The organism is Devosia aquimaris, from assembly GCF_020169335.1.
Lineage (GTDB): Bacteria > Pseudomonadota > Alphaproteobacteria > Rhizobiales > Devosiaceae > Devosia > Devosia aquimaris.
The window spans coordinates 749,551-767,359 of the sequence record NZ_JAIEZN010000002.1 but is presented as its reverse complement, the minus strand read 5'-3'; the positions used below and the strand labels follow the sequence as shown (position 1 = coordinate 767,359).

General features: G+C 63.3%; 15 protein-coding genes. 2 read left to right on the top strand and 13 right to left on the bottom strand.

What is annotated here, in order from left to right:
- Positions 1–2 precede the first annotated feature (2 nt).
- The 4 genes from K1177_RS16645 to K1177_RS16630 all read right to left on the bottom strand — a co-directional run bounded on the left by K1177_RS16645 (position 3) and on the right by K1177_RS16630 (position 6,381).
- Positions 3–3,203 (bottom strand): alpha-mannosidase, encoded by a 3,201-nt coding sequence (locus tag K1177_RS16645; RefSeq protein WP_224704984.1) that lies wholly within the window; start codon positions 3,201–3,203, stop codon positions 3–5.
- A complete protein-coding gene (locus K1177_RS16640; protein ID WP_224704982.1) occupies positions 3,200–4,015 on the bottom strand; it encodes a carbohydrate ABC transporter permease in 816 nt (271 codons plus the stop codon). The genes K1177_RS16645 and K1177_RS16640 overlap by 4 nt, the downstream gene beginning before the upstream one ends.
- Complete coding sequence (locus K1177_RS16635; protein ID WP_224704980.1) at positions 4,016–4,906, bottom strand: carbohydrate ABC transporter permease; 891 nt, start codon at positions 4,904–4,906, stop codon at positions 4,016–4,018. It lies immediately after the preceding gene.
- 158 nt (positions 4,907–5,064) lie between these two features.
- Positions 5,065–6,381: an extracellular solute-binding protein gene (locus tag K1177_RS16630; RefSeq protein ID WP_224704978.1), complete on the bottom strand. Its 1,317-nt coding sequence runs from the start codon at positions 6,379–6,381 to the stop codon at positions 5,065–5,067.
- 292 nt (positions 6,382–6,673) lie between these two features.
- On the opposite strand from K1177_RS16630, the gene K1177_RS16625 reads away from it, so the two are divergent.
- Positions 6,674–7,690 (top strand): LacI family transcriptional regulator, encoded by a 1,017-nt coding sequence (locus tag K1177_RS16625; RefSeq protein WP_224704976.1) that lies wholly within the window; start codon positions 6,674–6,676, stop codon positions 7,688–7,690.
- 272 nt (positions 7,691–7,962) lie between these two features.
- Here K1177_RS16625 and K1177_RS16620 read toward each other — a convergent pair whose 3' ends face one another.
- The 3 genes from K1177_RS16620 to K1177_RS16610 form a co-directional block, all read right to left on the bottom strand.
- Positions 7,963–8,985 (bottom strand): TRAP transporter substrate-binding protein, encoded by a 1,023-nt coding sequence (locus tag K1177_RS16620; protein ID WP_224704968.1) that lies wholly within the window; start codon positions 8,983–8,985, stop codon positions 7,963–7,965.
- Between the two features lie 86 nt (positions 8,986–9,071).
- The gene (locus K1177_RS16615; RefSeq protein WP_224704966.1) at positions 9,072–10,394 is read right to left on the bottom strand and encodes a TRAP transporter large permease; all 1,323 of its coding nucleotides are present in this window, start codon (positions 10,392–10,394) and stop codon (positions 9,072–9,074) included.
- Positions 10,391–10,879: a TRAP transporter small permease gene (locus tag K1177_RS16610; protein ID WP_224704964.1), complete on the bottom strand. Its 489-nt coding sequence runs from the start codon at positions 10,877–10,879 to the stop codon at positions 10,391–10,393. Before K1177_RS16610 ends, K1177_RS16615 begins: the two co-directional genes overlap by 4 nt.
- A gap of 329 nt (positions 10,880–11,208) precedes the next feature.
- Here K1177_RS16610 and K1177_RS16605 point away from each other — a divergent pair, with 329 nt between their 5' ends.
- Complete coding sequence (locus K1177_RS16605; protein WP_224704962.1) at positions 11,209–11,661, top strand: MarR family winged helix-turn-helix transcriptional regulator; 453 nt, start codon at positions 11,209–11,211, stop codon at positions 11,659–11,661.
- Between the two features lie 3 nt (positions 11,662–11,664).
- On the opposite strand, the gene K1177_RS16600 is transcribed toward K1177_RS16605, so the two are convergent.
- The 6 genes from K1177_RS16600 to K1177_RS16575 form a co-directional block, all read right to left on the bottom strand.
- Positions 11,665–12,429, bottom strand: coding sequence for a crotonase/enoyl-CoA hydratase family protein (locus K1177_RS16600; protein WP_224704960.1), 765 nt, complete (start codon positions 12,427–12,429; stop codon positions 11,665–11,667).
- Positions 12,430–12,452: 23 nt separating this feature from the next.
- On the bottom strand, positions 12,453–12,869 hold the full coding sequence (locus K1177_RS16595) for an acyl-CoA thioesterase (RefSeq protein ID WP_224704958.1): 417 nt from the start codon (positions 12,867–12,869) through the stop codon (positions 12,453–12,455).
- A gap of 9 nt (positions 12,870–12,878) precedes the next feature.
- Complete coding sequence (locus K1177_RS16590) at positions 12,879–13,640, bottom strand: SDR family NAD(P)-dependent oxidoreductase (protein ID WP_224704957.1); 762 nt, start codon at positions 13,638–13,640, stop codon at positions 12,879–12,881.
- A complete protein-coding gene (locus K1177_RS16585; RefSeq protein ID WP_224704956.1) occupies positions 13,637–14,881 on the bottom strand; it encodes a thiolase family protein in 1,245 nt (414 codons plus the stop codon). Before K1177_RS16585 ends, K1177_RS16590 begins: the two co-directional genes overlap by 4 nt.
- Before the next feature lie 3 nt (positions 14,882–14,884).
- Complete coding sequence (locus K1177_RS16580) at positions 14,885–16,744, bottom strand: feruloyl-CoA synthase (protein WP_224704955.1); 1,860 nt, start codon at positions 16,742–16,744, stop codon at positions 14,885–14,887.
- Positions 16,745–16,811: 67 nt separating this feature from the next.
- The gene (locus tag K1177_RS16575; RefSeq protein WP_224704954.1) at positions 16,812–17,792 is read right to left on the bottom strand and encodes a PDR/VanB family oxidoreductase; all 981 of its coding nucleotides are present in this window, start codon (positions 17,790–17,792) and stop codon (positions 16,812–16,814) included.
- Between the last annotated feature and the right edge of the window lie 17 nt (positions 17,793–17,809).

The following is a 17,809-nucleotide window of genomic DNA, read 5'->3' as shown; positions in this document are numbered from 1 at the left end:
CCTCAGGTTTCGATCAGCAGGGTGGCGATTTCGAACGGCCGCAGCGCCAGGGTCACGCTGTTGTTCGTCAGCTTGAGGGGCTTGCTGGGCTGCTCCTCCATCAGGTTGACCTTGCGCACCGACTTGACCTTGACCCCGAAGGTGATGGTCGCCTGTGCGCGGATATTGGCGTGTTCGAACACGCGCAACACGGCCGCGTTTGATTTTTCGGCCTTCTTGACCGTCTCCAGGGTGACGTTGTTGCAGTCAACCTGGGCGAAGCTGAAGCTGGGGAGCTCGGCGGCCAGCGCCTTGGCCGGGGCGAGCGTACCAATGACGGCAACCGGATTGTTGAAACGCTCGGCAGCGCGGTGAACTTCGGCCAGATCGGTCACCCCATCATGCACGAACATTGCATAACGGATGCGATGCTCGCCGATGTCGGCCTGCGGGTCGGGGAACGTCGAGCCGCGCACCAGCGTCAGGCGCACCGATTGTTCGATGCAGTCATAGGCATATTTGCTGTCGTTGAGCAGTGCGATGCCGAAATCGGTCTCGCTCAGATCAACCCAGCGGTGCATCGAGGCCTCGAAACGCGCCTTGTCCCAGCTGGTATTGCGATGAGTGGGCCGCTTGACGTGGCCGAACTGGATTTCTGAGCGGATCTCCGAGGTGTTGAGATCGAAGGGGAACTGCGCCTTGAGCACGGTGTGGCGCTCATGCCAGTCGATGAAGGTGTCGAACTCCACCTGCCGTTCGCCAGCGGCCAGGGAGATGACCTGGACAATTTTGGACGACTGGTAGCTGCGCTCGACACGGATGGCGGCGCGATGCGGACCGGTTTCGACAACGCTCACGACGGACTTGCCATCGGCGAGCGGCCAGAACTGTTCCTCGAAATAGCGATCGATGTCCCAGGCGTCCCATTCCATCGACTTGTCTTCATAGGCGATGAGGCGGTTGGCGCGAGCACCGGCGGCCAGTGTCTCGCGCTGGCGGGTCTTGTCGAAGACCGAGATGATTTCGCCAGCGGCATCGAGGGTCACCTTGAGCAGGTCGTTCTCGAGGTTGGTTGCCGAGACAGTGAGGCTCGATTTGGCCTTGCCGCCATCGCCCTGCACCAGTTGCGCTGCTGTCCAGCCGAGCGGGGCAATTGCAGCAACCGGGGCTGCGTAGCTGGTCTCGCCAGCGGCACCAACGAGACGCTGCACGGGATGATTGGCCCCGGCACTGGCGAGCGCCGTGCCGGCAAGGCTCGGCTCACTGCCCAACACCACCAGGCCAGAACGCTGCTGGCCCGTGAAATTGAACAGGCGCAGCTGTTCGGTGCCGGGCTTGGCGAACGCCTGGGCAGCCGTGTGCCAGGGGCCGTTGTGAGAATTCAGGGTGGAGAAGATCTGATCATATTCCGCGTCGCTGTCGGCGTAGACCTCGGGGATGGAGGTGCCGGGCAGGATATCGTGGAACTGGTTGATCAGCACGAGCTCCCAGAACTGGGCGAGCACATCGACCGGATAGGCCGCACCGGACTGGGCCAGCGCCATCATGCCCAGGAACTCCAGTTCGCGCAGCTTGCGCTCGGCGTTGCGGTTGTTGGCCTTGTTCTTGGCCACCGAGGTCAACGTGCCCCGATGGTACTGGAGATAGAGCTCGCCATTCCAGGTGGGGAAGCGGGAATCGGGGGCATCCATATGGGCGCCCAGACGCTCGAGGAAAGGCACGATGCCCTCGAGCTTGACGCGGGGCGCGCCCGGAATGCCGCGTTCGAGGCGAATGCCGCGCTCGATCATGGCGCGGGTGGGGCCGCCGCCGCCGTCGCCATAGCCATAGCTCATGACCACTTCACTGTGCGCCGCCTTGGGCTCATAGCGTTTCCAGGCGCCCATGGTCTCGGAGACCGACAAATCGCCGTTATAGGTGGTGAAGATCTGCTCGCTCTCGAAGCGCTGGGCGGTGATCAACTGCGCCTTGGTCACGGTGCCGTCGATGCCGCGCCAATGGAAGCTGTCATAGGGGAAGCGGTCGGTGTCGTTCCAGCTCAGCTTGCTGGTGACGAAATATTTGAGGCCCGACTTGTCCATCACCTGGGGCAGGTTGGCCGAATAGCCGAAAGTGTCGGGGAGCCAGACCGTCTTGGGGTCGACGCCGAAGTTTTCGAGGTGGAAGCGGCGGCCGCGCATGATCTGGCGCACCAGGGATTCACCCGAGACGATATTGACGTCCGGCTCCACCCACATGGCGCCTTCGATCTCGAACTGCCCGGATTTGACGCGCTTGAGCAGCCGCGCCCACAGCTCGGGATAGTCTTTCTTGATGAAGTCGAAGAGCACCGACTGGTTATACATGAAGACAAATTCGGGGTACTCTTCCATCAGGTTGAGCACCGTGGCAAAGGACCGACCGGTCTTGTCGCGGGTGTGCATGACGCGCCAGAGCCAGCCAACATCGAGGTGCGTGGAGCCCACCGCGGTGATCTGCGGCTGTGTTTCCGTATCGACCAGGGCGTAGACTTCGGCGGCGATCTTTTCGGCAGCACCCAGCGAAGCCTCAAGGCCCGCGACATTGCCATCACGGCGGTCGAGGGCACGCAGCGCCCGCTCGACGATGTTGAGAATGGCGTGGCGACGGGGATCCTGCTGCTGCAGGCGCACGGCCACTTCGAGCGGCGTCATCAGGTCATAATAGAGCTTCTCGACGCGCTCGTTGCGGGTGAAGAACTCGACCTTGAAACCCACAAGCGGGCGATCAAAGAAAGTGAAGGCATTGACCAGCAGCGTATGCTTGCTGCCCGGCTTGGCCTTCCGTTCGATGACCAGTTCGGTGTGGTTGCCATCAAGCGCCTGGGCGATCTTGCCATCGATATAGGCCAGGCACTGCGGATCGGTCGAGCCAGGACGATCCTGCCACTGGCTGGTGAACTTGAGCACAAAGGTCTTGCCGGCGGCCGCGGCGGGCACTTCGACCTCGGCGGCGAACCAGGTGTGGCCCTGCTTCTTGGCCCACACCGAATGGCTGCCGAACTGTTCCCAGGCGCGCCAGTCATCGGCCAACGCGGCCTCGGTCGTCACATCAGCGCGCTGCACATGCCATTGGAAGGGCGCATCGGCGATGGGCGTCAGGATTTTTTGCTCGAGATCGGAGCACAGCCGGAGCAGCTTGCCTTCCATCTTGAGATCGTCGTCGAGCAGTCCGAGTTTGGACGAGAGGGGGTTGGAATAGGTCATCCTTTGACTCCGACGCCGGCGAACCCTGTGTTCATGTTTCGCCGCAGCAAGAAATAGACGCCGACCGCCGGCGCTGCGTAGATGATGGAATAGGCCGTGAGGAAGCCGTAGTTGATGGCCCCCTGCTGGCCGAAGGCGGCGTAGAGACCCACCGACATGGGGAAGGCATCCTGCACGCGGGCAAAGATCAGCGGCAAAAGGAACTCGTTCCAGGCGCCGGTGAAGCTGAAGAACCAGACCACGGCAATGCCGGCCCGGGACATGGGCAGCACGATGCGGGTGACGATCTGGAACAGCGTGGCACCTTCGACATAGGCTGCCTCCTCCAGCTCGATCGGCACGGTGTCAAAGAAGTTCTTGAGCAGCAGCAGCGTGAACGGCAGGTTGAGAATGGTCAGCGCGATGATGACCCCCAACTGGTTGAGGAGTCCGCCGCGCTGGGCCGCGAAATAGAGCGGCACCAGCACGCCAGCCGAGGGCAACATGCGCAGCAGCACGAGCGTCCACAGAAAGGCATTGCGCCCGGGAATGCGCAGGCGCGACAGCGGATAGGCTGCCGAAATACCGACCAGCACGCTGAGCGTTGCGGTGCCGGCAGCGATCAGCATGGAGTTGAGGAACTGCCGGCCGGCATTGCCACTTATGGCCATGGCGAAATTGTCGAGACCCACCGAGCGGGGAATCTCGAGTTGCCCGGTCGAGGCCGTGTTGAAGGCATTCAGGATCAGCCAGGAGAACGGGCTCACCCAGATGACGGCCATGAAGGTCAATGCAATGGCCGTCAGGCGCGAATGCGTGGGGTTGGATTCCATTTACTTGGGCTCCCGCAGCAGGCGCAGATAGAAGATGGAAAGCACACCGACGATGGCCAGCATGGCCACCGAAATGGCGCTACCGAAGCCCAGATTGCCGCGCGCAAAGCTCTGGTTGTAGAGGAAGACGGCCAGGGTTTCGGTCTGCCGGCCAGGACCACCGCCGGTCATCGCGAAGATCAGCGGGAAGTAGGTGAAGGTCCAGATGGTGATGAAGAGCATGTTGGTGGCGATGTGCGGCCGGATGATGGGCAACATGACCAGCCAGATGCGCTGGAAGGGCGTTGCGCCATCGACCTTGGCGGCTTCAATCACCTCACGAGACACCGAATCCAGGGCCGCCGAGAACAGCAGGTAAGACCAGGCGGTGCCCTTCCAGACGTTGGCGACGATGACTACGGGCAGCGCATAGTCATTGATGAAATTGATGGGCGGGAAACCGAGCGGCACCACGATCAGGGCGTTGATCAGGCCGGTCTGGCTAGTGGTGGCCGACCACAGAAAGGCAGCCACGATATCAGGCAGCAGCCAGCCGAGCATGATGCAGACTTCGACCACGCTGCGAATGCCCGATCTGGTACCACGCAGGGTGGCCGCCAACAGGAAGCCCAGCACCGACTGGCCGACAATGGCGGAGAAGAAAACAAAGATAACCGTGGTCCAGAGCGCGTCCAGGAAGCCCTTGCGGGTAAACAGGCGCTCGAAATTCTGTAGGCCCACCCAGCTCCATTCCACGGACTTGCGCCCCACAAGGGCCAGATCTGTGAAGCTGAATGCGAAGGCCCAGGCCGTGAAATAGAGCAGCACGCCGATCAGCAGCGCTGCCGGCAACATGCCCAGCGCCAGGACAAAAAGATTGCTGGTGAGCCAGGGATTGGACTGGTTCTTCATTACGGATCCCTCACTGGCGACAATGGTCGGTCGAGCAAAGCCTGACTCGGGCGCGAAATGTGCGCCGTTCGGTCAAATAAAGGGTGTCGCGACCTTGCGGTCGCGGCACCCCTTTCGTGACGCCCGGAGGACAGTGCGGGCGTCACCTGGGAGACGGATTATTCGTAGGTCATGACCTTGTCGGCGCCGAACTCATCAACCAGCGCGTCGTGGTATTCCTGGATGACGTCATCGACCGATGCGCCATCAAGAATGTCAGCGGTCGCCTGCTGGATGAGGGCCGAGACCGTCTGGTAGCCCGGAACGGTGTCACGACCCGTGGTGTCGGCAGCCAGGGCCGTCGCCTTGGCGAGGAACGGATCAGCGGTGTATTCGGGCGATTCCGAGATATCGGTGCGCACGGCCATGCGGTGGTTGGCCAGGGTCCAGGCCTTGAAATTGCCCTCGTCAAAGATCGAGGTCACCAGCTTGAACGCCATGTCCTTGTCTGCAGCATTGGCATTGATGCCAATGGTCCAGCCACCCGAGATGTTGGTCGTGGTCTTGGCGCCAGGCTCGCCCGAACCGGGCCAGGGCGTCCAGCCAACCTGCGCATCGCGATCTTCGCGACTGGGCGGATTGTTGCAATCCCACAGGCACGCATCTTCCCAAGACCCACTCGCCAGGATGCCGAGCTGGTCATTGGCCAGAGCCGCGCGAACCGCCGCACCGATATCGGTGGCGTAGTTCAGGTCAGCCGGGTTGAGCTGCTTGTCGACATAGACCTGGTGGTAAAGATCAAAGGTGCGGCGGAGTGCCGGGCTATCGCCGATCCACTGGCCGGTTTCGCGGTTGAGCAGGCGATTGCGGTCGCCTTCGGGCTTGTCGGCGCCGAGCAGCGCCATGTAGACGCCCTGCATGGTGGCCGCTTCAGCCTGCTTGGTGCCGGCCGGCAACTGGAAGGGATACTGAACGCCCGCATCCTTGAGTTTCTGGGCAGCGTCGAGAATGTCGGCCCAGGTCTTGGGCTCCCACGGCATGGCAATGCCGGCCTTTTCGAAATTGGACTTGTCGTACCAAAGCATGCGCACGTCGGTGTCGGTCGGCAGGGCATAGACGTGGCCCTGGTAGGAGGCGACTTCGAGCAGGCCCTTGAGGTAATACTGGTACTGGTCCCAGCCGGCGAGGAGGTCATCGAGCGGCTCAAGATAGCCGGACGACGCCAGCTCGGAGACCATGAAGCTGTCCATCAGATTGACGTCAGCGGCTGTGCCGGCTGCCAGGTCGAGCGCGATGCGCTGGTCATAGCCCTGGCCGGGCAGCTTGATCGCCTTGACGGTCTCGCCAGTCTCTTCCTCGAACGCCTTGATGCCGGGCTCGACCAGGGCGGAGATCCACTCGGCATACATGAACGTCACTTCGGCCCGGGCCGGGATAGCGGCGGCGGCCACCAGCGACAGTGCCGCCACGGTGGTCAGAAAACCCTTCTTGAGCATGAACTCCTCCTCTGCTGCTCACGTGCTGCTTTGGCCGTCTCGTTGGGCGGCATCGCGCCGGCCATTTGGCCCTGAACGCGGCCTGACGTAACCACAAGATATGCAACGTTGCAAATTAATTCTTGTTTTGGTCAGCCAGCCTGACGTTCCGACTATTTTCGTGTTTATTTACAGTATCTTATTTTTCTGAAATCGTTTCAGATATGCGAAAATTCGCTGTGCATCGTTGCATATTTTAGCGTCTTTGGTTTCTTATCGCGGCGGTGTAAAACCATGGCAAGGAAGGGGTCCCATGGCGATCAGAAGCACAGGGAGCAGCGGGCGCGTCACCTTGCGCACCATTGCGCAGATGACCGGGCTGAGCCTGTCGACGGTGTCACTGTCGTTGCGCGGCGGCACCACGCTCAAGCAGGAGACCCGCGACAAGGTCGCCGAGGCCGCCAAGGCGCTTGGCTATGTGCCCGACCGCGCTGGCGTGCGCCTGCGCACCGGCAAAACCAATGTCATTGCCCTGGTGCTCGACGGCGCCGAAGATTCGATCGATTTCGCCCGGCAGATGATCCAGGGCATTGGCCATGCCATCAAGGGCACACGCTACCACCTGACGGTGATCCCCGAATTCGAACGCAATATCAGCGGCGACACCATCCGCTATGTGCTGGACAATCGCACGGCAGACGGGGTCATCATCACTCACACGGCGCCGCGTGACCGGCGCGTGCAGATGATGATCGATGCCGATTTTCCCTTTGTCAGCCATGGGCGGACAGAGTTCTTCACCCCCCATGCGTTCCACGACTTCCATTCGGAGGTGTTTGCAACCATGGCGGTGGAGCGCCTGGCCAGCCGGGGTTGCAAGCGCGTCATGCTGGTGGTGGGCGATGACACGACCACCAACCACCACAATATCGTCACGGCCTTTCACCGGGCCACCGCGCGCATGGGGCTCGAGCCGCGGATCATGACGGGCATGCAGTATCTGCCGCCCACCGAAATGCGCCGCATGGCTATCGAGCTGGCCAATGAGCCCGACCGGCCCGATGGCATCATCTGTGACAGCGAAATGCGCACCATTGCGTTGACCGGCGGCCTGATGGAAGGCGGCCTGCGCATGGGGCAGGATGTGCACCTGATCTACAAGCAGACGTCGGGCATCCTGCCGACGCTGTTTCCCGCCGTGGACAGCATTCGGGAAGACGTGTTCGCAGCTGGTGTGGAACTCACCAATTTGCTGCTGCGCCGCATCGAGGGTGCAGAGCCCGAAACGCTGCAGACGCTGGCCGAACCACAGCCACAGTGGCGCAACTGACCCGCCTGGGGCAAACGGCGCCCAGCGGAGGTGCGAGGTCCGGCGGGGCGGCGAGCCGCTTCTGCCAGAAACTCAACATGGTTTTCTGAACCGGTCCGAAGGTTCTTCAGCCTTTTCGCGAGCGGCGCGGCGACAGCCCACGACGGATAATGCAATTCGTGGCGCCTATTTGAGTCTGGCCGGGCATTCGTAACGCCCCCGGTGGAAACTGGGCAAACAAAAAACAACGGGCGCCTCGCGGCGCCCGTTTCATTTTCGATTGATCTGCCGGCCTATTTGGCTTCGGCCGCGATGGCGGCCCGTGCCGCTGCCAGCAGTGCAGCGCCGTCATTGCCGGCGGCGTTGATGTCGGCAACCCATTTGTCGATGGTGGGCTGTGCTGCAGCCTGCCAACGGGCCGTCTCGGCATCATCGAGCGTGATGATCGTGTTGCCACGATCCTGCGCGATCTTGAGGCCGACGGCATCGCCTTCATCCATCACCCGACCGAACTGGCGCGAGGTCTCCAGACCCGAGTTGTCGTCGATAACCTTCTTGAGATCGTCCGGTAGCCGGTTGTAGCTATCCATGTTCATCACAAAGCCGAAGGTCTGGGTATAAAGGCCATACTGGCCCGAGAACCCGGTGTGGTTGGTCACCAGTTCGGAGATCTTGAGCGAGGGCGTCACCTCCCAGGGGACGGTGGTGCCTTCGATCACGCCCTTGGACAGGGCTTCGGTGGTCTGGGGCACCGGCATGCCGACGGGCTCGGCGCCCAGTTCAGCCAGCATGCCCGAGATGATGCGCGACCCGCCACGGATCTTCATGCCCTTGAGGTCTTCGAGCGTGTTGACCGGGCGCTTGGTGTGGAACAGGCCAGGACCGTGCGTGTGCAGGGCGATGACCTTGACGCCGTCGAACTCCTCGGCCGAATTGGCCATCACATAGTTGTAGAAGGCTGCAGAGCCCTCTTCGCCATTGTGAATCATGAAGGGCAGTTCAAACACTTCGGACTTGGGGAACCGGCCAGGCGTGTAGCCGAGCACAGTCCAGATGACGTCGACGACGCCATCCTTGGCCTGGTCATAGAGCTCCGGTGGCGCGCCACCGAGCTGCATGGCCGGATAGAGCTCGACCTTGATCCGGCCGCCCGATTCCTCGGCCACCTTGGCCGCCCATGGCTCGATGGCCTTGGCGGGAATGGTGGCCTGCGCCGGCAACATCTGATGCAGGCGCAGCGTGACATCCTGTGCGACCGCCGAAGCGGTCATGGCCAGCCCGACGAGCCCTGCCAGCACGATAGACCTTCTCTTCATAGTTTCCTCCCAGTTTTGGGCCAATGGCCCGTTCCCAAATCGACCGGCCCCAACTCCCCGCAGCGCCGGACGCTTGACGATGGCGCCTAGAACAGCGCCCAGACGAGCCACAGCGTGATCGGCGGAAACGCCGCCAGCAAGGCTGTCCGAATGATGTCGCTGGCCACGAAGGGCAATACACCGCGATAGGTCTCGGTAATCCGCGCACCCGGCGACATCGAATTGATAATGAACAGGTTCATCCCGACTGGCGGCGTGATCAGGCCCACCTCCACGACAATCAGGACCAGAACGCCGAACCAGATGCCGAACTCGTCCGGCCCGAGGCCGAAGTCGAGGGCGGACATGATCGGATAGATGATCGGCACGGTCAGCAGGATCATGGACAGGGAGTCCATGACGCAGCCCATGACCAGATAGAGCAGCAGCACGATGGTCAGCACCAGCCAGGGATTGAAGCCCTGTGACGAGACCCAGGCGGCGGCCTCCTGCGGCAGGTGCGACAGCGCCAGGAAGCTGTTCAGCGACATCGCGCCCAGAACGATCATGAAGATCATCGCGGTGGACGACGCCGTCGAGAGCATGGCGGTCCTGATCCGCGACCAGGTCAGCTGACGCGAGAGCAGCGCCATAATGCCGGTTCCGGCCGCACCGATGGCTGCCGCCTCAGTGGGGGTAAACAGGCCACCATAGATGCCGCCGATGACCAGCAGGAAGATGGCCAGCACCGGCCAGATCTCTGCCAGATTGCGCAGCCGCTCGGCATAGGGCACCCGCTCGCGCAGCCCGCCGCCTTCGGGCCAGACGCGGACATAGACGGCGATGACGATGATGTAGCCGAGGACCGCCAGGATGCCGGGAACAAAAGCGGCGATGAAGAGCTTGGCGATGTTCTGCTCGGCCAGCACCGCATAGATCACCAGAATGATCGAGGGCGGAATGAGAATGCCCAGCGTACCGCCGGCAGCCACGCTCGCCGTCGCCAGAGCGTCCGAATAGCCATATTTCTTGAGTTCGGGCAGCGATACCTGACCCATGGTCGCCGCAGTGGCCAGTGACGAGCCGCAGATAGCGCCGAAGCCAGCGCTGGCGCCGATTGCCGCCATGGCGACGCCGCCCTTGCGATGACCCAGCCAGCTGGCAGCAGCCTTGAACAGGCCCGACGACAGGCCCCCCAGGCTGGCGAACTGTCCCATCAGCAGGAACAGCGGCACCACAGACAGCGAGTAGGAGGCAAAGGTCGAATAGGTCACGTTTTTGTACTGGGCAATGACCGGATTGATGGTGCCGGTGACAAGCCATGAGCCGATGATGCCAACCACCAGCATGGCGAGCCCGATGGGTACGCGGAAGGCGATCAACCCCAGAACGACGGGAAATGACAGGATGCCGAGAAGGACTGGTGTCACAGGTCAGCTCCCGCACGCCGGGGTTCGTCGCGGCCGGCCAGCGCGTTGGTCAGTGAACGGCCCAGCACAAAGATCGAGACCAGAACGAAGGCCACCGCCCCCACCAGGCCCAGGGCATAGCCCCAACCTAGCGGGAAGCCCAGCAGCAGGGTCGTCTCGCCGTAGCGCAGCTTGTCGAGCGTACCGTCATAGAGGCGCCAGGCCAGGAAGGCGCTGACCAGCAGCATCATCAGGTCGGTGAGCACCAGCAGCCAGCGGTTGAAGACTTTTGGAAGACTGTCCGTGAGCAGGGTGACCATGGCATGTCCACGCTCAAGATGCACCCAGGGCAAAAAGGCAAAGACGGCAAAGCCCATGCCGATCGAGACGATTTCATAGTCGCCCAGAATGGGCTTGAGCCCGATAACGATCAAGGCGCGGCCGACCACGCTGGCCACCACCAGAACAACCATGGCCACCAATGCCAGCCCACCGGCAACGGCCATGGCTTTCGCCATTCCGGTGGCCAGACGGCCGAGTACAGACGTGTCCTCGAACAATGCCAATCCTCCCTGCCCCGCCAACGATATTTCGTCTGGAGAGGCCCTCTTGGTCTGATATAGACGCCGCCAGGCCCGGAATGTAAAATGATAAGTCATGGGCAACCGATAACCCTTGAGTTATCGAATGCGGGCTATTTCGCAGGAATAATCCGCCTTTACCCCCCATCGAGATAACCGGGCTGTCATGCTAGCCCTTGACCTCGCATAGGCCTGTTGGCAGCCAATGCTATGGAATATAACAATGTTTGCCAACCACGGAAAACCGAAATCCCATGGGCGAAGACCTGACCAATCAGAGCGATGCACTGCGAACGGAATCTACCACTGGGATTCTGGGTTATCGGCTGCGCCGGGCGCAGCTGAGTGTGTTCCAGCGCTTCCTGCAGGTGTTTGAGGAAATGCGGCTGCGCCCGGCCGAGTATTCGGTGCTGCTGCTGATCGATGACAATCCTGGCCGCAAGCAGACCGAGATCGCCGATGCCCTGGGCATCAAGCGGGCCAATTTCGTCACCCTGGTCCATGCCCTGCAGGCGCGGGGCTTTCTGGAACGCCGCGCCGCCGCCGGGGACCGCCGAGCCAATGCCTTGCACTTGACGGGCGAAGGCGTGCAGTTTCTCGCCGCGGCGCGGGCCCGCCATGAGGACATGGAACAGCAATTGCTGAGCCAGCTGGGCGGCGAGGCCAGCCGCAACCAGTTGCTGGCACTGCTGGACCGCCTGAGTTGATCGCTAACGGAACACCGGCGGTCGCTTTTCGAGAAACGCCCGCAAACCTTCCTCGGCATCGGGGCCGGTCTGGCTCAGCGCGGCGGCCAGGCTTTCGGCATAGAGCCCGGCTTCGGGCGGCATGCTGCCGATCTGGGCAATCGCCTGGATGATGAAGCCATTGATCGTGGGGGAATTGCTGGCGATGCGTTCGGCCAGTTCTATGGCCTTGGCCAGGGCCCGGCCCTCGGGCACCAGATGGTGCGCCAGCCCGAGCCGCTCGCCCTCGGTTCCCGAATAGACCCGACCGGTCAGCATCATTTCGGTCATCCGGTCCGGGCCGATCAGCTGCGAGATGCGCACAGAGCCGCCACCGCCGACAAAGATGCCGCGCAGACCCTCGGGCATCTGGAAGCGCACGGTTTCCTCGGCGACACGGACATGGCAGGCCGCGCCGAATTCGAGCCCGCCGCCCATCACCGCGCCCGTCATGGCGGCGACCACAGGAATGGGTGAATTGGCAATCTGCGCCATGACGCGGTGCCAGTTGCGCGAATGGGCCATCACCTCGAGCGGTTGGCGGCTGACATGCTGCGACAGGTCCAGCCCCGACGAAAAATGCCCGCCAGCGCCGGAGATGATGATGACGCGCGTGCCTGCGGGCACGGCGGAGAAAAAGCCATCGAGCGCCGCGACAAGGCTGTCATTGAGGGCATTGCGCTTTTCGGGGCGGTTGAGCGTGAGATGGGCAGTGGCGCCCTTGTGCTCGATGATCAGTTCGTCAGCCATGGCCTGTCCTTTTGCGCGTGCGCTCATGCGGCACCCAAGAGTTCGCGTACCGCGTCGGGCAAGGGGGCGGAGCGAATGCGGCCGTCCTCGCCCGCGACCACCCAGACGCGCTTTTCATGCGCCTCGATGGCCAATTGGCCGTCGCGAAGCAAGCGATGTTTGACCCCGAAGCTGGATCGGCCCAGTTCCGTGATCTCGGAGATAATCTCAACGACATCGCCAAAGCGCGAGGGCACCAGGAAGCGCGCGCCGGTATCGACCATTGGGATGCCGGCGATGCCGTAGTGCGCCAGCCAATTGCGCTTGTGCATGGCAAAGGCGGCCGAGAGCAGCGCGGCGGTGGCATTGTCGAAGAAGCGGAAGTAGTTGGGATAATAGACGATTCCGGCCGGATCGCAGTCGCCGAACTGGATCTCGACCCGTGTGCTGTTGCTGAACAAAGCCTCCTCCTATTTCGCCGCCATGCGCAGGGCGCCGTCGAGACGGACCACTTCGCCATTGAGATAGTCATTGTCGATCATGGCGGCCACGAGCGCGGCAAATTCCTCCGGCCGGCCCAGCCGAGCCGGATTGGGGATGGAGGCGGCCAGGCCGTCCTGGACCTCCTGGGGCAGTTCGGCCAGCAGCGGCGTCAGGAACAGACCGGGCGCAATGGCCAGAACGCGAATACCGAAGCGGGCAAATTCGCGCGCTGCCGGCAGCGTCAGGGCGACAATGCCACCTTTGGAGGCGGCATAGGCCGCCTGGCCGATCTGGCCGTCAAAGGCAGCGACCGAAGCGGTGGAGATGATGACGCCGCGCTGTCCATTAGCATCGGGCTGGCCCAGCGACATGGCATGCGCACACAGCCGCATCATGTTGAAGCTGCCGACCAGGTTGACGCGGACCACTTTCTCGAAGGCATCGAGCGGCATCGGCCCCTCGCGCCCGACGATGCGCCCGGCCGTGCCAATCCCGGCGCAATTGACCAGTGCCGATGGCGTGCCGAGGGCCGCGACGGCCTCGCCCACGGCGGCCTCAGCGCTGGCGGCGTCGGCCACATCGACGGCAAAGAAGCGCCCGCCCAGTTCGGCGGCCACGGCCTCGCCCTTGGCGGCGTCGCGGTCAAAGATGGCGGCGTGGGCGCCTGCGGCGACCAGGGCCCGGGCCGTTGCAGCGCCCAGACCCGACGCGCCGCCAGTAACAAAGACAGTCTTGCCGGAAATCTTCATGCTGCGGCCTCGGGGTTTTCGATCAGTAGAGCAATGCCCTGCCCGCCGCCGATACAGGCCGAGGCTATGCCATAGCGGCTGCCCGAACGCTTGAGTTCGAGCGCCAGCGTCAGGCCCAGGCGAATGCCGGTAACGCCCAGCGGATGGCCAATGGCAATGGCGCCGCCATTGACGTTGAGCTTGTCTTCGTCCAGCCCCAGTTCATCGACGCAGGCCAGGATCTGGGCGCCGAAGGCCTCGTTGATCTCGATGCGGTCGATCTGGTCGAGGCGCAGGCCGGCGGCTTCGAGCACCGCGCGGATGGCGGGCGCCGGGCCGATGCCCATGATTTGCGGCGGCACACCAATGGCCGCGCTGGCCAGAATGCGCGCCAGCGGCCCGTGGCCATTGGCCCTGGCATAGGCCGATGAGGCCACCAGCACGGCGCCGGCGCCATCGACGATGGCCGAGGAATTGCCGCCGGTCTGCACGCCGCCAAAAGCCGGGCGCAGCCTGGACAGCACCTCGTAGGACGAGGCGCGGATATGGCTGTCGGTGTCGACGCTCTCGACGCCGCGCGGCAGCTTGAGGCTGCGCGTATCGATGCCCTCGATGGTAAAGCTCTCGCTGGTGACGGGTACGATCTCTTCGGCCAGGGTACCGGCGTCGCGTGCGGCGATGGCGCGGTTGAAGCTGCGCTCGGCAAAGCGGTCCACGCGTTCACGCCCGATGTTGTACTGCTTGGCCAGGTTCTCGGCGGTGTCGCCCATGTTGACACAGCCGGCGGGATCGTAGAGCGCCTCCCACAGGAAGTCCTTGAATTCCACCTTGCCCATAGTGAAGCCATTGCGATGCGTGTAGGCGGCAATCGGATTGCGGCTCATGCTTTCGCAGCCGGCGGCCAGGGTCAGATCGACACGACCGAGCGAAACAGAATCGGCGGCCTGAGCGATGACCTCCAGCCCGGTGCCGCAGATGCGCTGCACCAGATGGGCCGGGGCCTCGACCGGGGCGCCGGCATAGAGCCCGATATGGCGTGGGGTGACATAGGCATCAAACGACGCCTGAGCCATGGAGCCCGCTATGGTGTGGCCGATATCGGCGGCCTTGACGCCCGTACGTGCAATGGCGGCGCGGGCCGCCTTGATGCCCAGGTCGATCGGGGAAATCTCGGCGAAGGCGCCGCGATAGTCGATGAAGGGCGTGCGGGCGCCGCCGAGCAACCAGGCGTCATCGAAGGTGAGGCGAAGGCCTTTGCTCATGGGTCAGGTGCCTTTTTGTGGACAGACAATGATGTCGGGGCCGGGGTGGTCGGCATGCAGTGCCGCCACTAGGTCAGCCCGGTGGGTGCGCACGGCGCGCTGGTTGATCGAGCCCTTGTCGGTGATCTCGCCCTTGTCGATGTCGGGCAGTTCGGCCATCAGCAACGCGCGGGCGACATGGTTGGAGCTACCGGTGGATTTTGCCGCCAGGGCGGCAAGGCTGTCGACAAATTTCTGCCGCACGGCCGGATGGGCGACGATGGTTTCAGCATCGGTGCCTGCCGGCAAACCGGCATGACGCGCGCAGGCCTCAAGGTCGGGAAAGATCATGGCACCGATGTAGTTGAGATCGAGCCCGGTCAGCACCACGTCGCGGATCAGCGGCGCGCAGGCGCCGATGACGGCAGCGCGGACCGCGGCAAAGTTGACCCAGGTGCCGGTCGAGAGCTTGAAGTCCTCAGTGACGCGCCCGTCAAACACCAGGCCTTTGCCGAGGTCCTCGGCATCGGCGAAGCGAACCGCGTCGCCGATCCGATAGAAGCCTTCCTCGTCAAAGGCCTCGGCCGTCTTGTCGGCGTCGCGCCAATAGCCGGGCGTGACATTGGGGCCCTTGAGGCGCAGTTCGGTCTTGTCGCCATTGGGCGCCAGCTTGACGCTCATGCCAGCGGCCGGCAGGCCGATGTGGCCAGCCTGGGAAACCACCCAGGTGGTGGTGAAGGCAAAGGGCGCAGTTTCGGTCGAACCATAGCCGGTGATGATCATCACATGCTGGCCCGTCTCCTGCCGCGCGGCGGCGTCGAGCCCGTCGAACACATGCTGGGACAGGCCGGCGCCGGCGTATTGCAGCAGCTTGAGCCGGGCAAACAGGTTGCGCCGCGCCTCGGGATGCTCGTCAAAGGCGGCGACAAGGAACTCATAGGCCTTGGGCACATTGGTAAAGAAGGTGGGCTGCACCGTCTTGAGATTTTCCAGCGTGCGACCGATGCGCGCCGGGGTCGGCTGGCCATCGTCGATATAGAAGCTGCCGCCATTGTAGATGGCGATGCCGGTGTTGTGGCTGCCGCCGGCAACATGGTTCCAGGGCATCCAGTCGAGCAGCACCGGCGGCTCGTCGGCCAGAAAGGCCAGGGCAGTGCGGATCATTTCCTGGTTGCAGGCCATCATGCGATTGGTGGTGATGACGCCCTTGGGCAGGCCGGTGGAGCCGGAGGTGAACAGCACCTTGGCCACGGTGTCGGGCGTGATCGCCGCATGGGCGGCCGCCACGGCCTGGGTGACCGGCGTGTTCAGCAAATCGGCAAACACATGGGCGTTGCGCCCCTCAGGCGGATTGCTGCGCACGATGAGCGGCGTGTCGGCACTGAAAACGGCGTTGATGGCCGGGGCGAAGCGCGTACCATCGCTGGCATAGACCATGCCCGGGGTCAGCAGGCCGGCGATATGCCGGAGCTTGCCGAAATCGGTGGAGACCAGCGAATAGGCCGGGGAAATGGGGGCATAGGGAATGCCGACCCAGATGGCGGCCATGCCGAGCAGGAAGTGCTCGACCTCATTGCCCGACAGGATCATCAGCGGGCGCTCGGCACTCAATCCAGCATCGAGCAGAAACTGCGCCAGCGGCGGGATGGCGTCGCGCACCTGGGCGAAGCTCAGCTCGCGCCAGCCGGCGCCGTCGCGGTCGGCAATCAGCACGGCATCGGGCGTCTTGTCGGCCCACTGCTTGAGCGCATCGACAATCGAGCGCGGATAGGGCCCGAGCGTTTCCACCGAGCTGATGATGGTGCTGCCGTCAGCGCGGCGCTCTGCGCTCGCAGCCATATTGCCCAGCCGCACGGGGCGGACAGGCGTGGTCAGATTGGTCATGAGTTCCTCCCTCACGAATATAGTTATGTACTATAACTATATGTTGCACAAGAGAGGATTGTGCAGGCTAGCTGGACGCCGCGCCGCGATAACCAATGTCGATCACCGCCCGCCCCTCGGCCAGCCGCGAAACACAGGCGCACATATGGCTGTTCTCGGCCTTTTCGGCCTGGCTGAGGAAGACGTCGCGATGGTCGATGGCCGCGCTGCGATCCAGCACACGCACGGCACAGAGCCCGCATTCTCCGCGCTGGCAATCATAGATCATATCCACACCCGCACCGATCAGGGCCTCCAGCATGGTCTGGTCGGGCCGTACGGCTACGGCAATATCGCGATTGAGCACCTCGACGGTGAAGGTCTTTTCGGGGAACAGACCACTGTCGCCGAACACTTCATAGCGCAGGCGGCTGGCCGGTCGGCCGGCCGCAGCCCAGGCGGCCTTGGCCGCTTCGAGCATGCCGATGGGGCCGCAGAGATAGCATTCTGCCTCCGCTGGCAGGGCCGCGAACTCGGCCGCCAGGTCGATATGCTCGCCCTGGGCATTGTCGCGCAGGCTGAGCCGATCGCCGAGCAGCGCTGTCAGTTCATCGGCAAAGGCCATGAGCGGACGCGAGCGCGCGGCATAGACCAGGCGCAGCGAAGCGCCCCGCGCCGCCAGCGCCCGCGCCATGCCATAGATCGGGGTAATGCCGATGCCGCCGGCCAACAACAGATAATGGCCGGCGCGCCAATTGAGCTCAAAACGGTTCTCGGGAACCGTGAGCCGCAGCGACTGGCCGGTCTCGAGCGACCACATGAAGCGCGAGCCGCCGCGGCTCTGGGGATGCAGCTTGACCCCCACGGCAATCTGGCCCTGCGGCGCGGGCAGCACGGTATAGGTGCGGATCGCCGCCTCGCCGTCGATCTCGACCCGGAAATTGCTGTGCGAGCCGGGCTCGAAGCGGGGCACCGCCCCTTCGACGTCAAACGCCAAATAGCGGACGTCCTCGGCGAGCGTCCGGATTTCGGCGACCCGGGCATCGCGCCATTCGATACGATTGCGCATGTGGTTTTCCTCCCAAT

What these genes read in the sequence shown, in the direction of transcription:
- K1177_RS16605 (WP_224704962.1), top strand. Translation starts at nt 11,209, where the DNA reads ATGGGCGAAGACCTGACCAATCAGAGCGATGCACTGCGAACGGAATCT.
- K1177_RS16575 (WP_224704954.1), bottom strand. Translation starts at nt 17,792, where the DNA reads ATGCGCAATCGTATCGAATGGCGCGATGCCCGGGTCGCCGAAATCCGG.
- K1177_RS16590 (WP_224704957.1), bottom strand. Translation starts at nt 13,640, where the DNA reads ATGAAGATTTCCGGCAAGACTGTCTTTGTTACTGGCGGCGCGTCGGGT.
- K1177_RS16645 (WP_224704984.1), bottom strand. Translation starts at nt 3,203, where the DNA reads ATGACCTATTCCAACCCCCTCTCGTCCAAACTCGGACTGCTCGACGAC.
- K1177_RS16640 (WP_224704982.1), bottom strand. Translation starts at nt 4,015, where the DNA reads ATGGAATCCAACCCCACGCATTCGCGCCTGACGGCCATTGCATTGACC.
- K1177_RS16620 (WP_224704968.1), bottom strand. Translation starts at nt 8,985, where the DNA reads ATGAAGAGAAGGTCTATCGTGCTGGCAGGGCTCGTCGGGCTGGCCATG.
- K1177_RS16610 (WP_224704964.1), bottom strand. Translation starts at nt 10,879, where the DNA reads ATGGCCGTTGCCGGTGGGCTGGCATTGGTGGCCATGGTTGTTCTGGTG.
- K1177_RS16635 (WP_224704980.1), bottom strand. Translation starts at nt 4,906, where the DNA reads ATGAAGAACCAGTCCAATCCCTGGCTCACCAGCAATCTTTTTGTCCTG.
- K1177_RS16625 (WP_224704976.1), top strand. Translation starts at nt 6,674, where the DNA reads ATGGCGATCAGAAGCACAGGGAGCAGCGGGCGCGTCACCTTGCGCACC.
- K1177_RS16600 (WP_224704960.1), bottom strand. Translation starts at nt 12,429, where the DNA reads ATGGCTGACGAACTGATCATCGAGCACAAGGGCGCCACTGCCCATCTC.
- K1177_RS16630 (WP_224704978.1), bottom strand. Translation starts at nt 6,381, where the DNA reads ATGCTCAAGAAGGGTTTTCTGACCACCGTGGCGGCACTGTCGCTGGTG.
- K1177_RS16585 (WP_224704956.1), bottom strand. Translation starts at nt 14,881, where the DNA reads ATGAGCAAAGGCCTTCGCCTCACCTTCGATGACGCCTGGTTGCTCGGC.
- K1177_RS16580 (WP_224704955.1), bottom strand. Translation starts at nt 16,744, where the DNA reads ATGACCAATCTGACCACGCCTGTCCGCCCCGTGCGGCTGGGCAATATG.